We start from the raw sequence: 13,646 nt of genomic DNA on the forward strand, positions 1-13,646 counted from the left end.
GCAGCCTAGTTTCCGACTCTCGTTGACAGCAGTTTCCGACTTCGCTGCCAACTTTCCGACTTGCTCTGACAGAGCCAATGTGTGGGTGCTGGACGGCGAGCACCGGCTGGTGGTCGACAAGATCAACGCCTGAGGGGCCGAGCGCCGGGCCGCCCCAAGCCGGCCCGTCTGGCGATGTGCTTGCGGCTCGACGCCGCAAGCATCGCCGTCCCCTCGGGGGAGCGACCAAGCACACCCGCGTTCAGCGGCGTGCGCGTGGGCGAGGGGTCAAAGGCTCAGTCGGCGTAGATGCCGGCCGCCTTGATGACGGGGCCCAGCTTGTTGATCTCGGCCTCGACGAACTTCTTGTGCTCTGCCGGGGCAACGCGGCCGTCGGCCACGATGACCGCGCCCAGCGCCGCCTGGCGCTTCTGGAAGTCGGCATCCTTCAGCGCCGCACGCAGCGCCGTGTTGACCTTGTCCAGCACCGCCTTGGGCGTGCCCTTGGGCGCGTACAGGCCGTGCCAGATCGTCAGGTTGAAGCCCTTCAGGCCGGACTCGTCGGCCGTCGGCAGCTTGGCCAGAGCGCCGCTGGTGAGCCGCTTGGACGACATGACGGCGAAGGCCTTGACCTTGCCGGACTCGATCTGCCCGGTGGTGTTGGTGGTCTGGTCGCACATGATGTCGACCTGACTGCCCAGCAGGTCGTTCATGGCCGGCGCGGTGCCCTTGTAGGGCACGGTGGTCATGTCGGTCTGCACGGCCTGCTGGAACAGCAGCCCGCACAGGTGCGAGGCCGAGCCCACGCCGGCGTTGGCGAGGTTGATCTTGCCCTTGTTGGCGGCCATCCACTTGGCGAGGTCGGCGTAGCTGTTGGCCGGCAGGTCGGGGCGGCCGATCAGCGTCATCGGCACTTCGTTGACCATGCCGAGGTACTCGAAGTCCTCCAGCGTCTTGTACGGCAGCGTGCGGTACAGCGCCGTGGCGCTGGCGATGCCGATGTGGTGCAGCAGCAGCGTGTAGCCGTCGGGCGAGGCCTTGGCCACCTTGTTGGCGCCCAGCGTGCCACCGACGCCGCCGACGTTCTCGATGATGATGGTGGCGCCCAGCGGCTTGCGCAGCGCCTCGGCCAGGTCGCGGCCGACCTTGTCGGTGGGGCCGCCGGCGGTGAACGGCACGACCAGCGTGATGGGCTTGTCCGGGTACTCGGCCAGGGCAGGCAAGGCGGCCAGGGTGGCGAGCAGGCTGGCGGCCAGCTTGAATGAAGTGCGCATCGATGTCTCCAGCGGTTAGCGACGGTCTTCGATGAGTTTGCCGTCGTTGGGCAGGCTGCCCTCCGGCAGCAGTTCTATCTCAACCCGCAGTTTGGTCAGGTCGCGAGCGGTCAGCATCAGGCTTTCCACGGGCGCCGGGGTTGTGGGTTTCCACATTTCCACCTGCAGCACGACCTGATCCTGCGCCAGCTCGCCGCTGACGACAAGGCGTGCGCGCCGCACCTCCGGGTGGCGCTTGACGAGGTCGGCCACCTGGCCCGCATGCACGAACATGCCGCGCACCTTGGCCGACTGGTCGGCCCGCCCCAGCCAGCCGAGCAGCCGCTGGTTGGTGCGCCCGCAAGGACTGGCACCGGGCATCACGGCGGACAGGTCACCGGTGGCGAAGCGGATCAGCGGGTAGCCGGGCGACAGCGTCGTCACGACCACCTCGCCCACCTCGCCATCGGGCAGCGGCTCGCCCGAGCCCGGCCGCACGATCTCGACGATGACGCCTTCCTCGACGACCAGCCCGTCGCGCGCCGCGGTCTGGTAGGCGATGAGGCCCAGGTCGGCCGTGGCGTAGCACTGGTAGGCGTCCACGCCGCGCTCGGCGAACCACGCGACGAGCGGCGGCGGGCAGGCCTCGCCGCTGACGAGCGCACGCTGCAGCCAGGGTAGCGCCTGGCCGGCCTCGGCCGCCTTCTCCAGCAGGATGCGCAGGAAGCTGGGTGTGCCGGCGTAGGCCTCGGGTTGCAGGTCCAGCACGGCCTGCAGCTGCAGCTCCGTGTTGCCGACGCCGCCGGGGAAGCTGGCCGCACCCAGCGCGCGCAGGCCGGCTTCCATCATGGCGCCGGCCGGCGTCAGGTGATAGCTGAAGCTCACGTGCGCCAACTGGCCCGCACGGATGCCGGCCGCATGCAGCGCCCGGGCGACACGCCAGGGGTCGGCGCCATCGGCGTCGGGTTCGGGCTCGTACAGCGGCCCCGGCGACTGGAAGATGCGGCGCGTCACGCCGGCCGCAAACCCGCCCAGCCGCAACGCGCGACGCGCCGCCTGGGCGGCCGCCAGGCTGCTCTTGCGCGTCAGCGGCAGCGCGGCCAGCGCGGCGCGCGACGTGATGGCGGCGGCATCGATGCCCGTCAGCAGCTCCATGTACGCCGGGCTGCTGGCCTGCGCGTGGGCCACCTGGAGCGGCAGCGCAGCCATCAGCGCGGCCTCCCGATCGACCGGATCGCGCGCCTCCAGCGCGTCGTAGAACGCCGCCGTCACTCGTCGTCCTTCCAGCGCGTCAGGCGCCGCTTGATCTCGTCCTGCAGCTTGCGCGTGTCGATGGGCGATGTCAGCGTGAAGGTGTCCCACTCGGGCGTGCGCGCCGGGCGCCTGGCGAGTTGCACCTTGACCGCCGTGCCGTCGACGGCCAGCTTCAACACCGCATCGGCGCCCAGCATCCACGCGTCGCCGCGTTCGGCCAGCACGCGCTGGTCACGCACGAAGCGCTTCATCGTCTGCAGCGCCGCATCCGCATTGAACGGCGGGGGCGCAATGTCCCACGAGTCGTCGCTCATGCCAGCCACCTTTTCCTTCGCTTGTAGCTCTTGACGTCCTTGAAGCTGCGCCGCCCTTCCCCGCCGACCCCGAGGTAGAACTCCTTGACATCCTCGTTCTCGCGCAGCGCGGCGGCGGCGCCGTCCATGACGACGCGGCCGTTCTCCAGGATGTAGCCGTAGTCGGCGTAGCGCAGCGCCATGCTGGTGTTCTGCTCGGCGAGCAGGAAGGTGGTGCGTTCCTTGGCGTTGAGGTCGCGCACGATCTCGAACACCTCCTCGACGATCTGCGGCGCCAGGCCCATCGACGGCTCGTCCAGCAGCACCATCTTCGGGTTGGCCATCAGCGCGCGGCCGATGGCACACATCTGCTGCTCGCCACCCGACGTGTAGGCGGCCTGGCTGGTGCGGCGCGTCTTGAGCCGCGGGAAGTAGGCGTAGACCTTCTCCAGCGTGGCCGCCACGGCGGCGCGGCCGTCCTTGCGCGTGTAGGCGCCGGTCATCAGGTTCTCTTCGATGGTCAGGTGCGCAAAGCAGTGGCGCCCCTCCATGACCTGCACGACGCCGCGGTCCACCATGCCGGCCGTCGACAGCTTCTCGATGCGCTCGCCGCGCAGCTCGATGCTGCCCTTGGTGACCTCGCCGCGCTCGCCTTCCAGCAGGTTGGAAACGGCGCGCAGCGTGGTGGTCTTGCCGGCGCCGTTGCCACCCAGCAAGGCCACCACCTGGCCCTCGGCCACCTGCAGGCTCACGCCCTTGAGTACGAGGATCACGTGGTTGTAGATGACCTCGATGCCGTTGACGTTGAGGAGCGGTGCAGTCATGGCAACTCTCGGATCAGCATGGACGTTCTCGCGGTCAGTGCCCCTCCCCGCGGGGGAGGGGCCAGGGGTGGGGCTTCAGCACCCCGCCCTCTTGGAGGGCGGGGAAGGGGTGGGAGCGGGGCTGTACCAGCTCGAAGAGCTGAGCCGCGCAGCGGGTCAGCTCTGGCATTCGGCCGGCGTGCGGCGCGTGATCTTCTTTTCGCTCGCGTACTTGTCCGCCGCGGCCTTCACCATGGGCTTGAGGATGGCCTCGTCCGCCTGGTACCAGTCGGAGCTGAAGTTCCACTGCTTGCCGTCCCAGGTGTGCACGCGCACGGAGGTGGAGCCCTGGTGGTCGGTGCAACTGGTGCTGATGGGGCGGATGACGCCGGTCAGGCCCAGCGCGGCCAGCTTCTTGTCGTCCAGCGCCAGGTTCTCCAGGCCCCAGCGCACCTGCTCGCCGGTCATGACCTTGCCTTTGCCGAAGCGCTCCTGCGCACGCCGCACGGCCTCCACGCCCAGCGCCTGGATGACAAGGCCGCGCGTGTAGAGCACCGAGCCGACCTCGTCCTTCGGGCCCGTGCCCTGGCCCTTGTCGTGCACCAGCTTCAGGATGTCCTGGATGACCTTCGGGCTCTGGCCCGAGGTGTTGAGGTTCAGCGCGTTGTAGCCCTTGGCGCCTTCGCCCACGTCCTTCACGTCGGGTTCAGCGCCCGACCACCAGACGCCGTACATCTTCTCGCGCGGGTAGCCGGTGGCCTGGGCCTCTTTCAGCGCGGTGGAGTTCATGACACCCCAGCCCCACAGCAGCACGTAGTCGGGCCGGGCCTGGCGCACCTGCAGCCAGGCGCTCTTCTGCTCCACGCCCGGCGCGGTGACCGGGATCTTGATGAGGTCGAAGCCGTGCATCTTCTGGCGCTCGTCCAGCAGCGGGATGGGCTCCTTGCCGAAGGGGCTGTCGTGATAGACCAGCGCGATCTTCTTGCCCTTGAGCTTGTCCAGCCCGCCTTCCTTCTTGCCCAGGTGCTGGATCAGCGCGTCGGCCGCCGTCCAGTAGCTGCCCATCAGCGGGAAGTTCCACGCGAACACGCCGCCGTCGGCCGATGCCGACAGCCCGTAGCCCAGCGTGATGAGCGGGATCTTGTCGTTGGGGACCTTGTCGGTCAGCGCAAACGTGATGCCGGTGGCCTGCGGGTCGAACAGCGTGGCGCCCTTGCCTTTCAGGCGCTCGTAGCACTCCACGCCCTTGTCGGTGGCGTAGCCGGTCTCGCATTCCTCGAACGTGAGCTTGACGCCGTTGACGCCGCCATCACGCGCGTTGATGAGCTTGATGTAGTCCTGCTTGCCGTTGGCCCACGGCGTGCCGTTGGGCGAGTACGGGCCGGTGCGGTAGACCAGCAACGGGAAGAACTGCTCCTTGGCCTGGGCCATCGCGGCGGGCGCCGCGAGCAACTGCAAAGCGGCCAGTGCCGCGCACGTGATGAGGGTCTTCATGAGCGTTGTCTCCTGTCGTCGTTGTGGTCAGTGCGGATCAATGCGGGAAGGGCCAGAGGCGCAGCTTCTCCTTGGCCGTGGCCCAGAGTCGCGCGAGGCCGTGCGGTTCCTTGATGAGGAAGAACACGATGAGGGCGCCGAAGATCATCAGCGCCAGGTGCGATGCCGTGGCCGTGTCCATCGGCAGGCCGGTCCAGTAGGGCAGCTTGTCCAGCAGCAGCGGCAGCACGACGATGAAGGCCGCGCCGAAGAAGGCGCCCGAGATAGAGCCCAGCCCGCCGATGATGACCATGAACAGCAGGTCGAACGAGCGGTTGATGCCGAACGCCGCCGGCTCCCACGAGCCCAGGTGCACGAAGCCCCACAGCGCCCCGGCCACGCCGATGATGAAGCTGCTGACGGCGAACGCGCTGAGCTTGGCGTGCATGGGCCGGATGCCGATGACGGCGGCGGCGACGTCCATGTCGCGCATGGCCATCCACGAGCGGCCGATGTGGCCGCGCACGAGGTTCTTGGTGACGAGCGCGAACAGCACCACCACCGCCAGGCACAGCAGGTAGCGCGACTGCGGCGACTCGACCGGCACGCCGAACAGGTTCAGGTTGGCGACGCTCACCGAGCCTGACGTCGAGTCGTTGGTGACCCACTTCAGCCGCAGGCAGGCCCAGTCGACGAAGAACTGCGCGGCCAGCGTGGCCACCGCGAGGTACAGGCCCTTGATGCGCAACGACGGGATGCCGAACGCCACGCCCAGCACCGTGGCGCCCAGCCCGCCAGCCAGCAGCGACACGATGAGCGGCATGCCGTCAAAACGCGCCTGGCAGTTGTAGGCCACGTAGGCGCCAACGGCCATGAAGGCGCCCGAGCCCAGCGAGATCTGGCCGCAGTAGCCCACCAGCACGTTGAGCCCCAGCGCCGCCAGGCTCAGGATGAGGAAGGGGATGAAGATGGCGCGCAGCAGGTACTCGCTGGACACCATCGGGATGACGATGACCGCCACGGCCAGCAGCAGCGCCATGCCGATGCGATCCTGCCGGATGGGCAGGATCTGGCTGTCCGCCGGGTAGGTCGTCTTGAACTGGCCGTTTTCGCGGTAGAGCATCGCCTAGGCTTTCGGTGGGATGACGAAGAGTTCGGGGGGCGCCCAGTTGCTTGCACAGAGCCATTCGTCAGGCAACTCCGCGACGGCGGCCGCTGGCGCCTCGATATCCCAGGTGTGCTCCCAACCGCCGGTGCTGTAGTCGTGCACTCGCGCCTGACCTTCCCACTTGTTCAGCCAGGCTGTCACGGCCTCGAAATCGGCCGCCGTATCCACGTGATCCACATAGATCGTGATGCGTTTGAGGGGGTGAGGGCTATTCACGTCAAACCCGATCAATGATCTTTTCGCCGAACAGCCCCTGCGGCCGCACCAACAGCACGCCCAGCACCAGCACGTAGCCGAACCAGTACTCGATCCCGCCACCGAGTGCCGGCCCGAGGTAGGCCTCCGACAACTTCTCGCCCACGCCGATCAGCAGCCCGCCGACAATGGCGCCCGGCACGCTGGTCAGCCCGCCGAGGATGACGACCGGCAGCGCCTTCAGCGCCACCAGCGACAGCGAGAACTGCACGCCCAGCTTGCTGCCCCAGATCATCCCGGCCACCAGCGCGACGAAGCCGGCCACGCTCCAGACGATGACCCAGATGCGCGACAGCGGGATGCCGATGCTCTGCGCGGCCTGGTGGTCGTCGGCCACCGCGCGCAGCGCACGGCCCGTGGCGGTCTTCTGGAAGAACAGGCTAAGGCCCGCCACCAGCGCCGCCGCGATGAGCGCCGCGTACAGGTCTTCCTTGCTGACGAGGATGCCGCCCTCGAAGGTCTGCTCGAACAGGAACATCGGGTCCTTGGGCAGGCCGATGTCGATCTTGTAGATGTCGTTGCCGAAGATCATCTGGCCGGCGCCTTCCAGCAGGTAGGCAATGCCCAGCGTGGCCATCAGCAGCGTGACGCCCTCCTGGTTGACGAGCCGCGACAGCGCCAGCCGCTCCACCAGCCAGGCCACGACCACCATGACCGCCAGCGCGCCGACGAAGGCCAGCACGTTGACGAGCACCTTGCTGTCCATGCCGGTGAACCGGGGCAGCCACTCGGCGAAGCGCGCCATCGCCAGCGCGGCGAACAGCACCATCGCGCCTTGCGCGAAGTTGAAGACGCCGCTGGCCTTGAAGATGAGCACGAAGCCCAGCGCGATCAGCGAATACAGCATGCCGGCCATCAGGCCGCCGATCAGCGTTTCGAGGAACGGTCCCATCACGCCACCTCCGCTTGCATCGCTGCCGCGGCCACGGCCGGCCCGGGCGCCTCGCCACCGAGGTAGGCGCGGATCACGTCGGCGTTGCCGCGCACCTCGTCCGGCGTGCCGTCGCCGATCTTCTTGCCGTAGTCCAGCACCACCACGCGATCCGAGATGTCCATGACGACGCCCATGTCGTGCTCGATCAGCACGATGGTGGTGCCGAACTCGTCGTTGACGTCGAGGATGAAGCGGCACATGTCCTGCTTCTCCTCCACGTTCATGCCGGCCATGGGTTCGTCCAGCAGCAGCAGGCTGGGCTCCATGGCCAGCGCGCGGCCCAGGTCCACGCGCTTTTGCAGGCCGTAAGGCAGGCGGCCGACGGGCGTCTTGCGGTAGGCCTGGATTTCGAGGAAGTCGATGATGCGCTCCACCGCCGCGCGCTGCTCGGTCTCTTCCCGACGCGCGGGGCCGAGGTGCAGCGCCTGCCAGAACAGGCCGCGCTTCATGCGCAGGTTGCGGCCGGTCATGATGTTGTCCAGCACGCTCATGCCCTTGAACAGCGCAAGGTTCTGGAAGGTGCGGGCCACGCCCATCTCGGCCACCTGGCGCGGGCTCATGCCGCGGTAGGTCTTGCCGCGCAGCGTGACCGCCCCCTGCTGCGGCTGGTAGACGCCGTTGATGCAGTTCAGCATCGAGCTCTTGCCCGCGCCGTTGGGGCCGATGATGGCGCGGATCTCGTGCTCGCGGACGTCGAAGCTGATGTCCGTCAGCGCCTTCACACCGCCGAAGGCCAGCGAGATGTTCTTCACGTCGAGGATGACGTCGCCGATCTTCTTCATGCGGCGACTCCCTTGACCGCCGGGAACGTGCGCGCCTCGACGATGCGCAGGTCCGCCGCCACCATGGCCGTGCGGCCGTCCTCGAACTTCACCTGCGTCTCGATGTACTGCGACGCCTTGCCGTCGTACAGCGCGTCGATGAGCACACCGTACTTGTCGGCGATGGCTCCGCGCCTGACCTTGCGCGTGCGCGTCAGCTCGCCGTCGTCGGCATCCAGCTCCTTGTGCAGCACGAGGAAGCGACTGATCTGGCTGCCGGCCAGCAGCTCGTCCTGCGCGAGGTCGGCGTTGACCTTCTCCACGCACTCCAGCATCAGCTGGTAGACCTCGGCGCGCTGCGCCAGGTCGGTGTAGCCGGCGTAAGGCAGGTTGCGGCGCTCGGCCCAGTTGCCAACGGCCTCGAAGTCGATGTTGATGAAGGCGCAGACCTTCTCGCGGCGGTCGCCGAAGCACACCGCCTCCTTGATGTGCGGGAAGAACTTCAGCTTGTTCTCCACGTACTTGGGCGCAAACATCGCGCCGTCGAAGGCGCCGCCCTGCAGCCGGCCGACATCCTTGGCGCGGTCGATGATCTTCACGTGGCCGCCCGGCGTCAGGAAGCCGGCGTCGCCGGTGTGGAACCAGCCATCCGCCGTCAGCGCCTCGGCCGTCGCGGCGTCGTTCTTGTAATAGCCCTTCAGCAGGCCCGGCGAGCGCACCAGCAGTTCGCCGCCGTCCGTGAGCCTGATCTCCACGCCCTCGATGGGCACGCCCACCGTGTCGGCGCGAGCCTCGTGGTCGGGCTGCAGGCAGACGAACACGGCCGTCTCGGTGGAGCCGTAGAGCTGCTTGAGGTTGATGCCGATGGCGCGGTAGAAGCTGAACAGGTCGGGCCCGATGGCCTCGCCCGCCGTGTAGGCCACCCGCACGCGCGAGAAGCCCAGCGTGTTGCGCAGCGGGCCGTAGATGAGCACGTCGCCCAGCGCATAGGCCAGCCGGTCCAGCAGGGCTATGGGCTGCCTGTCCATGCGGCGCGGGCCGACGCGGCGGGCCAGCGTCATGCAGCGGTCGAACAGCCAGCGCTTGGGTGCCGATGCATCCTCCATGCGGATCATCACTGTCGTCAGCAGCCCCTCGAACACGCGCGGCGGCGCGAAGTAGTAGGTCGGGCCGACTTCCTTCAGGTCGATGCTGACGGTGCTCGCCGACTCCGGGCAGTTGACGACGTAGCCGCAGGCCAGCCACTGCGCAAAGCTGAAGATGTTCTGGCCTATCCAGGCCGGTGGCAGGTAGGCCAGCACCTCCTCGTCGGCGGTCAGCCTGTCGAAGCGCTGGCCGGCCTGGGCGCGGTCGATCAGCGTCGCATGCGTGTGGATGACGCCCTTGGGGTTGCCCGTCGTGCCGGACGTGAAGAACAGCGCCGCCACGTCGCCGGGCTGGCCGGCCGTCACCTCGCGCGCGAAGACGTCGGCCGGCGCCGCGCGGCCCTGCTCGATCAGCGCGTCCAGCGACGCCAGGCCCGGCTCGTCGTAGTGGCGCAGGCCACGCGGGTCGTCGAACCAGATGTGCGCCAGCTGCGGGCACCGCTCGCGCAGCTCCAGCATCTTGTCGACCTGCTCCTGGTCCTCGACCACAGCGAACGCGATCTCGGCGTTGTTGATCGGGAAGACGAACTCCGCCGCGACGGCGTCCTGGTACAGCGGCACCGGCACGGCGCCCAGCGACTGCGCGGCCAGCATGCTGGCGTACAGCCGCGGGCGGTTCTCGCCGACGACGACCAGGTGCTGGCCGCGCTTCAGCCCCGCCACGGCCAGGCCCTGCGCCAGCTGCTTCACCAGCGCGGCGAGCTGTGCCCAGGTCAGCGTCTGCCAGACGCCAAAGGCCTTTTCGCGCAACGCCGGCGCGTCGGGCCGGCGGGCCGCGTGGTCGAGCAAGAGCCGAGGAAAGGTCGTCAAGCCTGTCTCCAACGCGAGGGCTCAGGCCCCCGTCTGTTGGCCCATTCTGGTCAGTACTTTGACGCCCATCTGTCGGTACGACGACAATCTACGGGTCTTCACGGCCCAGACTTTCCCGCATGGCGGACATCCCCCTGCGCCAACGCGCCCGCAAGCCCACGGCGGCCGAGCTGAACGCCATCCCGTGGCTGAAGCTGCTGGACGGCGCGCAGCGCTCGCGCGCCATCGTCACGCTGGAGGTGGGCGACGCCGAGCCCGGCGAGCGGCTGTGCCGCATCGGCCGGCCGGCGACGTTCTGGTTCGGCGTCATCGACGGCCTGCTGAAGATGAACAACGACGACTCGACCGGCCAGGCCGTCACGTTCACCGGCATCCCGCCGGGCGGCTGGTTCGGCGAGGGCACGCTGCTCAAGCGCGAGGTCTACCGCTACAACATCCAGGCGCTGCGGCCCAGCGTCGTGGCCGGCCTGCCCATCGACAGCTTCCACGCGCTGCTGGACGGCAGCATCGCGTTCAACCGCTTCGTGCTGCACCAGCTGAATGAACGGTTGGGCCAGTTCATTGCGGCACGCGAGACCGACCGCATTCACGACCCCGACGTGCGCGTCGCGCGCAACCTCGGCGCGCTCTTCCACCCGACGCTGTACCCAGGCGTGGGCAACTGGCTGCGCATCACGCAGCAGGAGCTGGGCTATCTGGTGGGCCTGTCGCGCCAGCGCGTGAACCAGGCGCTGCACCGGCTGGGCGACGCGCGCCTGATCCGCATCGAATACGGCGGCCTGCGGGTGCTGGACCTCGCCGGCCTGCGGCGCTTTCCGGACTGATCAGGCCGCGAAGGCGATGGCCTCGGGCTCGCCGCGCGGCAGCGTGGCCCAGCGGTCGGTGGTCAGTTCGTACAGCAGTGCCGCGGCGCTGCCGGGGCCGTCGGCCAGCGTGCCCTTGGGGCGCAGGCCCAGGCCTTCCAGCGTCTTGCGCGTGGGCGCGTTGTTGGGCAGCACGGCAGCGACGACGGACGGTTCCTGGCGCTGCTCGAAGGCCTGCGCGAACGCGTACTGCGACATTTCCGACGCCAGCCCGCGGCCCCAGGCCTGCGGGGTGATGCGGTAGTAGAGGTAGAGCCCGGCGTGGCCGGCAACACTGCGATGCATCAGGCCGCCGAAGCCGATCAGCGTGTCGGGCTGGTCGCGCTCGGCGATGGCCCAGTGGCCGAAGCCGCGCTGCTGCCAGTGCGCCATCCAGGCCTGCAACTGCACCTGCGTCGCATCGCGGCCGTGGGGCGTGGCCGCGGCGCAGAAGCGCGTCACCGCGGGGTCGGCGTACAGCGCCACCAGGGTATCGAGATCACTGTCCCGCGGCGGGCGCAGCACCAGACGACGGGTCACCAAGGCGGCCGGGACGGCGGCAAGGGGTTCGCGGGGCTCACTCAAGACCATGAAACTGCTTGGGACTCGGTAAAAACCCTAGGTTAACGACGACACGCCGCCGCGGGAAGCCCGCAGGCCGGGTGTCGTCGCATTCCCGTCACAAATGCACGGTAAAGAAAGGCGAAGCCGCGCCGCCCCGACGCCATCGGCCCCGGGGCGGCTGCCCGGGGCGTCAGCCGATCAGCAGCGCGTTGACGCGCCGCACGTAGGCGGCCGGATCTTCCAGGTGGCCGCCCTCGGCCAGCACGGCCTGGTCGAACAGCACCTGGGCCAGGTCGTCGAAGCGCGCGTTGCCCTCCAGCTGCTTGACCAGCGCGTGCTCGGCGTTGATCTCCAGCGTCGGCAGCGACACCGGCGCCTGCTGGCCGGCCTGCTTCAGCAGGCGCGCCAGGTGGCCGGACACATCGCCCTCTTCCACGACGATGCAGGCGGGCGAGTCGACCAGGCGGGTCGTCACGCGCACGTCCTTGGCACGGTCCTTCAGCGCGTCCTTCAGCTTGTCCAGCAGCGGCTTGAGGCTCTCCGCGGTTTCCTCGGCCTTCTTCTTCTCTTCTTCGTCCTGCAGCTTGCCCAGGTCCACGGCGCCCTTGGCGACGGACTGCAGCGGCTTGCCCTCGAACTCGTACAGGTGGCTCAGCATCCACTCGTCGACGCGGTCCACCAGCAGCAGCACCTCGATGCCCTTCTTGCGGAAGATCTCCAGCTGCGGGCTGTGCTTGGCCGCGGCCAGGCTGTCGGCGGTGATGTAGTAGATGGCCTCCTGGCCTTCCTTGGCGCGCGACACGTAGTCGGCCAGGCTGACGTTGGCATCGGCGTGCGTGGAGGCGAAGCGGAACAGCTTGGCCAGGCGCTCCTGGTTGGCGTGGTCTTCGCCGATGCCTTCCTTCAGCACCTGGCCAAAGTCGGTCCAGAACGCGGCGTACTTGTCCTTCTCGGCCTGGTCTTCGCTGTTGGCCAGCGACTCCAGCATGCCCAGCACGCGCTTGGTCGAGCCCTCTCGGATGGCCTTCACGTCGCGGCTTTCCTGCAGCAGCTCGCGGCTGACGTTCAGCGGCAGGTCGGCCGAGTCGATGACGCCCTTGACGAAGCGCAGGTACACCGGCATCAGCGCCTCGGCGTCGTCCATGATGAAGACGCGCTTCACGTACAGCTTCACGCCGCCGCGCTTGTCGCGGTTCCACAGGTCGAACGGCGCCTTGGCCGGGATGTAGAGCAGCTGCGTGTACTCGCTGCGGCCTTCCACGCGGTTGTGCGTGTAGGCCAGCGGCGCCTCGCTGTCGTGGCTGATCTGCTTGTAGAACTCTTCGTACTGCTCAGCCGTGACCTCGCTCTTGGAGCGGCTCCACAGCGCCGAGGCCTTGTTGACCGGCTCCCACTCGTCGGTGATGACCTGCTTGGCGTTGTCCGCGTCCCACTCTTCCTTCTTCATCAGGATGGGGAGCGAGATGTGGTCGCTGTACTTGGCCACCGTGGACTTCACGCGCCAGGTCTTCAGGAACTCTTCCTCGCCGTCGCGCAGGTGCAGGATGACGTCGGTGCCACGGCCGGCCTTGGTGATGGTCTCCAGCTCGTACTCGCCGGTGCCTTCGCTGCTCCAGCGCACGCCCTGGTCTTGGCCCAAGCCGGCGCGGCGGGTCTCGACGGTGATGCGGTCGGCCACGATGAAGCCCGAGTAGAAGCCGACGCCGAACTGGCCGATCAGCTGGGCGTCCTTCTTCTGGTCGCCTTCCAGCTTGGCCATGAACTCCTTCGTGCCGCTCTTGGCGATGGTGCCCAGGTGCGACGCGGCCTCGTCGGCGCTCATGCCGATGCCGTTGTCGCTGATGGTCAGCGTCTTGGCTTCCTCGTCAAAGCTGATGCGCACTTCCAGGTTGGGCTGGTCCTCGAACAGCGCCGCGTTGTCCAGCGCCTCGAAGCGCAGCTTGTCGCAGGCGTCGCTGGCGTTGGACACCAGCTCGCGCAGGAAGATCTCCTTGTTGGAGTACAGGCTGTGGGTGACGAGATGCAGGATCTGCTTGACTTCGGCCTGGAAGGCGTGGGTTTGCTTGGTCATGGTGGAGAAGTCCGTGAACGAAAACGCGGCCCAGATGGGGC

General features: G+C 68.2%; 13 protein-coding genes. 1 reads left to right on the forward strand and 12 read right to left on the reverse strand.

What is annotated here, in order from left to right:
- Positions 1 to 275: 275 nt before the first annotated feature.
- The 10 genes from AC1Q7O_RS14385 to AC1Q7O_RS14430 form a co-directional block, all read right to left on the reverse strand.
- Entirely contained in the window at positions 276 to 1,253 is a 978-nt protein-coding gene (locus AC1Q7O_RS14385) for a tripartite tricarboxylate transporter substrate-binding protein (RefSeq protein ID WP_492657783.1), read from the reverse strand.
- Between the two features lie 15 nt (positions 1,254 to 1,268).
- Complete coding sequence (locus tag AC1Q7O_RS14390; RefSeq protein ID WP_492657784.1) at positions 1,269 to 2,504, reverse strand: phenylacetate--CoA ligase family protein; 1,236 nt, start codon at positions 2,502 to 2,504, stop codon at positions 1,269 to 1,271.
- Positions 2,501 to 2,800 carry a hypothetical protein gene (locus AC1Q7O_RS14395; RefSeq protein ID WP_492657785.1) on the reverse strand — a complete coding sequence of 100 codons (300 nt, stop codon included), beginning with the start codon at positions 2,798 to 2,800 and terminating at the stop codon, positions 2,501 to 2,503. The genes AC1Q7O_RS14390 and AC1Q7O_RS14395 overlap by 4 nt, the downstream gene beginning before the upstream one ends.
- A complete protein-coding gene (locus tag AC1Q7O_RS14400; RefSeq protein ID WP_492657786.1) occupies positions 2,797 to 3,603 on the reverse strand; it encodes an ABC transporter ATP-binding protein in 807 nt (268 codons plus the stop codon). Before AC1Q7O_RS14400 ends, AC1Q7O_RS14395 begins: the two co-directional genes overlap by 4 nt.
- A 156-nt stretch (positions 3,604 to 3,759) precedes the next feature.
- Entirely contained in the window at positions 3,760 to 5,076 is a 1,317-nt protein-coding gene (locus AC1Q7O_RS14405; protein ID WP_492657787.1) for an ABC transporter substrate-binding protein, read from the reverse strand.
- Positions 5,077 to 5,113: 37 nt separating this feature from the next.
- A complete protein-coding gene (locus AC1Q7O_RS14410) occupies positions 5,114 to 6,178 on the reverse strand; it encodes a branched-chain amino acid ABC transporter permease (protein WP_492657788.1) in 1,065 nt (354 codons plus the stop codon).
- A 3-nt stretch (positions 6,179 to 6,181) separates the two neighbouring features.
- Positions 6,182 to 6,454: a hypothetical protein gene (locus tag AC1Q7O_RS14415; RefSeq protein WP_492658105.1), complete on the reverse strand. Its 273-nt coding sequence runs from the start codon at positions 6,452 to 6,454 to the stop codon at positions 6,182 to 6,184.
- Complete coding sequence (locus AC1Q7O_RS14420) at positions 6,441 to 7,370, reverse strand: branched-chain amino acid ABC transporter permease (protein WP_492657789.1); 930 nt, start codon at positions 7,368 to 7,370, stop codon at positions 6,441 to 6,443. The genes AC1Q7O_RS14415 and AC1Q7O_RS14420 overlap by 14 nt, the downstream gene beginning before the upstream one ends.
- Positions 7,370 to 8,194 (reverse strand): ABC transporter ATP-binding protein, encoded by an 825-nt coding sequence (locus tag AC1Q7O_RS14425; RefSeq protein ID WP_492657790.1) that lies wholly within the window; start codon positions 8,192 to 8,194, stop codon positions 7,370 to 7,372. Before AC1Q7O_RS14425 ends, AC1Q7O_RS14420 begins: the two co-directional genes overlap by 1 nt.
- Entirely contained in the window at positions 8,191 to 10,128 is a 1,938-nt protein-coding gene (locus AC1Q7O_RS14430) for an AMP-dependent synthetase/ligase (RefSeq protein ID WP_492657791.1), read from the reverse strand. The genes AC1Q7O_RS14425 and AC1Q7O_RS14430 overlap by 4 nt, the downstream gene beginning before the upstream one ends.
- 119 nt (positions 10,129 to 10,247) lie before the next feature.
- Here AC1Q7O_RS14430 and AC1Q7O_RS14435 point away from each other — a divergent pair, with 119 nt between their 5' ends.
- On the forward strand, positions 10,248 to 10,952 hold the full coding sequence (locus tag AC1Q7O_RS14435) for a Crp/Fnr family transcriptional regulator (RefSeq protein ID WP_492657792.1): 705 nt from the start codon (positions 10,248 to 10,250) through the stop codon (positions 10,950 to 10,952).
- On the opposite strand, the gene AC1Q7O_RS14440 is transcribed toward AC1Q7O_RS14435, so the two are convergent.
- The gene (locus tag AC1Q7O_RS14440) at positions 10,953 to 11,510 is read right to left on the reverse strand and encodes a GNAT family N-acetyltransferase (protein WP_492657793.1); all 558 of its coding nucleotides are present in this window, start codon (positions 11,508 to 11,510) and stop codon (positions 10,953 to 10,955) included. It lies immediately after the preceding gene.
- Positions 11,511 to 11,724: 214 nt separating this feature from the next.
- Complete coding sequence (gene htpG / locus AC1Q7O_RS14445) at positions 11,725 to 13,605, reverse strand: molecular chaperone HtpG (protein ID WP_492657794.1); 1,881 nt, start codon at positions 13,603 to 13,605, stop codon at positions 11,725 to 11,727.
- Between the last annotated feature and the right edge of the window lie 41 nt (positions 13,606 to 13,646).

It is taken from the genome of Roseateles sp. GW823-FHT07B05, assembly GCF_058794515.1.

Coding starts and splice junctions, on each gene's coding strand:
- AC1Q7O_RS14405 (WP_492657787.1), bottom strand. CDS start 5,076: ATGAAGACCCTCATCACGTGCGCGGCACTGGCCGCTTTGCAGTTGCTC.
- AC1Q7O_RS14420 (WP_492657789.1), bottom strand. CDS start 7,370: ATGGGACCGTTCCTCGAAACGCTGATCGGCGGCCTGATGGCCGGCATG.
- htpG (WP_492657794.1), bottom strand. CDS start 13,605: ATGACCAAGCAAACCCACGCCTTCCAGGCCGAAGTCAAGCAGATCCTG.
- AC1Q7O_RS14400 (WP_492657786.1), bottom strand. CDS start 3,603: ATGACTGCACCGCTCCTCAACGTCAACGGCATCGAGGTCATCTACAAC.
- AC1Q7O_RS14435 (WP_492657792.1), top strand. CDS start 10,248: ATGGCGGACATCCCCCTGCGCCAACGCGCCCGCAAGCCCACGGCGGCC.
- AC1Q7O_RS14395 (WP_492657785.1), bottom strand. CDS start 2,800: ATGAGCGACGACTCGTGGGACATTGCGCCCCCGCCGTTCAATGCGGAT.
- AC1Q7O_RS14410 (WP_492657788.1), bottom strand. CDS start 6,178: ATGCTCTACCGCGAAAACGGCCAGTTCAAGACGACCTACCCGGCGGAC.
- AC1Q7O_RS14385 (WP_492657783.1), bottom strand. CDS start 1,253: ATGCGCACTTCATTCAAGCTGGCCGCCAGCCTGCTCGCCACCCTGGCC.
- AC1Q7O_RS14425 (WP_492657790.1), bottom strand. CDS start 8,194: ATGAAGAAGATCGGCGACGTCATCCTCGACGTGAAGAACATCTCGCTG.